Genomic DNA, 3215 nt, shown 5'->3' with positions numbered 1-3215 from the left:
GGGGCATCGCGCCATCCACACAGGCGGACCGCTCGGCGAGGCGTCCCGCCGTCCGTGCGGGCGGACCACCCGGCGGCGGTGGACCGGCCCGTCCGTGCGGGCGGACCGGTCGGCCACCCGGCGGCGGTGCGGGCCGGCGGTCAAGTCGGCGGGCGTCCCGAGGGTGCGACCGCTTCCCGCGGGGGACAATCGTGGTGATGCGTCCCGGCGAGGGAGGTCCCATGCCGTTCCGTTCCGTTCGTCCCGCGGCCACGCGGCGGGACGCCGTGCACCACCCGTTCTTCGCCCGCCGGTACGCGAAGGTCAGCGTGGCCGCGGAGTCCCGGCTGGGCATGGGCCGGATCCGGGACCGGATGCTCACCGGTCTCTCCGGCCGGGTGATCGAGATCGGCGCGGGCAACGGCCTCAACTTCACGCACTACCCGAGCACCGTCTCGGAGGTCGTCGCCATCGAACCGGAGCGTGTGCTGCGCCGGTTGGCCGTGGAGGCGGCGCTGCGCGCGGGCATGCCGGTCGACGTGGTGCCGGGCACCGCCGAGGCGCTTCCGGTGAAGAGCGAGGCGTTCGACGCGGCCGTGGTCTCACTGGTGCTGTGCAGCGTCCGTGACGTACCCAGGGCGCTGGCGGAGCTGCGGCGGGTACTGCGCCCCGGCGGCGAGGTGCGGTTCTTCGAGCACGGGCGGGGCGGCGGCCGGCTGATGACCCTCACCCAGCTCGGTCTGGACCGGACGCTGTGGCCCCCGCTGGCCGGCGGCTGCCACGTGTCCCGGCAGCCGGTCGCCGCGCTGCGCGAGGCCGGTTTCGTCCTGGGACCGTACCGGCGGACCCTGGTGCCGGAGAGAGGCCCGCGGCTGCCGACGTCGTACTGCGTGCTCGGTACGGCGTGGCGGCCGCCGGAGGTCCGGGAGCCGCGCTGAGCCGCCGTACGCGGACGAGGCGCGTGTCCCTTACACCCGTGCCCGGCGCCCGCCCTGAGGCGGATGCCGCCCGGCACCGCAGGGGGATATCGCGGTCAGGGCGGGTCACACTACCCTCGGCCGGGACAAGGAACGCCGGATGTCCGCATATGTATGCGGAACCACGGAGGAGGCCGTCTTGTCCACATCCGCTGCGGAGCACGTCCCCGGCCGCGCGCCGGCGGACCGGACGGCGGCTCGGGCCCGGGGACTGACCAAGGCGTACGGCTCCGGCGAGACCGCCGTGCTCGCGCTGGACTCGGTCGACGTCGACATCGCGCGAGGCCGTTTCACGGCGGTCATGGGGCCTTCCGGTTCCGGCAAGTCCACGCTGATGCACTGCCTCGCCGGGCTGGACAACGTCTCGGCCGGTCAGGTGTGGCTCGGCGACACCGAGATCACCGGGCTGAAGGAGCGGGAGCTGACCCGGCTGCGCCGGGACCGGATCGGCTTCATGTTCCAGTCGTTCAACCTGATACCGACGCTGAACGCCCTGGAGAACATCACTCTCCCGATGAGCATCGCGGGGCGCCGGCCCGACGAGAAGTGGCTCGACCAGGTCATCGGCACGCTCGGGCTGCGGGACCGGCTGCGGCACCGGCCCGCCCAGCTCTCCGGCGGGCAGCAGCAGCGCGTCGCCTGCGCGCGGGCCCTGGCCTCCCGGCCGGAGCTGATCTTCGCCGACGAGCCGACCGGCAACCTCGACTCGCGCGCGGGCGCGGAGGTACTGGGCATCCTGCGCGACGCGGTCGACGGGCTGGACCAGACCGTCGTCATGGTCACCCACGACCCGGGCGCCGCCGCCCACGCCGACCTGGCGCTCTTCCTCGCGGACGGCCGCATCGTGGACCAGCGGGAGAGGCCGACGGCGGACGCGGTACTGGAACGGATGCGCCTCTTCGCGGCGACGACACCCGGCACCGTCCCGGACGACCCACCCGGCACCGGCCCCGGCACGGCGGCACCCCCGCCTCCACCCCCCTCCGTCCGCGAGGACTGACCCGTGCTCAAGGCGACGCTGCGGAGTTTCCTCGCGCACAAGGGGCGGCTGCTGCTCTCCGCGCTGGCCGTCGTGCTGTCCGTGGCGTTCGTCGCGGGCAGCCTCATCTTCTCCGACACCCTCACCCGTACCTTCGACCGGCTCTTCGCCTCCACCTCCGCCGACGTCACCGTCCGTCCCGTCCAGGACCTGGACGAGTCCGTGCCGTCCGGGACGACGGCCACCGTGCCCGCCTCCCTCGCCGCCCGGGTGGCGAAGGTGGACGGCGTCGCGGCCGCGCACGTCGACGCCGAGGTCGAGAACATCACCCTCGTCGACAGCGACAACGAGACCGTCGGCCCCACCACCGGCGCCCCCACCATCGGCACCGTCTGGGACCCCACCGACCGCAGCCCGGTCGAGCTGACCTCGGGTCACGCGCCGCGCGGCGCCCGGCAGGCGCTGCTCGACTCGGAGACCGCGGAGACCGCCGACGTACGCATCGGGGACACCCTCACCGTCGTGGCGCCGCCGGGCTCCTTCCGGGTCGAGGTGGTCGGCATCGCCACCTTCACCACCACCAACCCCGGCGCGGCCCTGGTCTTCCTCGACACCGCGACCGCGCAGACCCGGCTGCTCGGCGACGCGCGGGCCGCCACCGGCATCTCCGTCGAGGCGGCGGACAGGGTCGGCGACGAACAGCTCCGCGAGCGGATCGCCGCCGCCCTCGGGCCCGACGCCTACGAGTACCGGACCGCCGCCGAGCAGGCGAAGTCCGACACCGACGAACTGGGCGGCTTCCTCGACGTCATCAAGTACGTCATGCTCGGCTTCGCGGGCGTGGCGGTCCTGGTCGGGGTGTTCCTCATCGTCAACACGTTCGCGATGCTCATCGCGCAGCGCACCCGTGAGCTGGGCCTGCTGCGCGCGCTGGGCGCCGACCGCCGCCAGGTCCGCCGTTCGGTGCTGACCGAGGCGCTGCTGCTCGGCCTGGTCGGCTCGACGCTCGGGCTGGCCGCCGGGGTGGGACTGGCCGCCGGGCTGATCGCGCTGCTGAACACGATCGGGATGAACATCGACGCCGGCGAGATGGTCGTCGGCTGGGGAACGCCGGTCGCCTCGTACGCCGTCGGGCTCGGCGTGACGTTCCTCGCCGCCTATCTGCCGGCCCGCCGCGCCGCCGGAGTGTCGCCGATGGCGGCGCTCGCCGACGCGGAGATCGCCGGGACGGGCCGGCCGCTGCGCACCCGCGCGGTGGCCGGTGGCATCGTCGCGGCGGC

Annotated in this window: 3 protein-coding genes; all 3 read left to right on the top strand. The window is 74.3% G+C overall.

Going from position 1 to position 3215, the window contains the following annotated elements:
* The first annotated feature begins 221 nt into the window (after positions 1 to 221).
* A complete protein-coding gene (locus UW392_RS56900; protein ID WP_320783367.1) occupies positions 222 to 917 on the top strand; it encodes a class I SAM-dependent methyltransferase in 696 nt (231 codons plus the stop codon).
* 178 nt (positions 918 to 1095) lie between these two features.
* Positions 1096 to 1956 carry an ABC transporter ATP-binding protein gene (locus tag UW392_RS56895; RefSeq protein WP_320783366.1) on the top strand — a complete coding sequence of 287 codons (861 nt, stop codon included), beginning with the start codon at positions 1096 to 1098 and terminating at the stop codon, positions 1954 to 1956.
* Between the two features lie 3 nt (positions 1957 to 1959).
* Positions 1960 to 3215: ABC transporter permease (locus UW392_RS56890; RefSeq protein WP_320783365.1), on the top strand; the 1256-nt coding region annotated here is incomplete at its 3' end.

This window comes from Streptomyces sp. CRN 30 (assembly GCF_034105845.1).
This window is presented reverse-complemented; position numbering and strand designations above follow the sequence as displayed.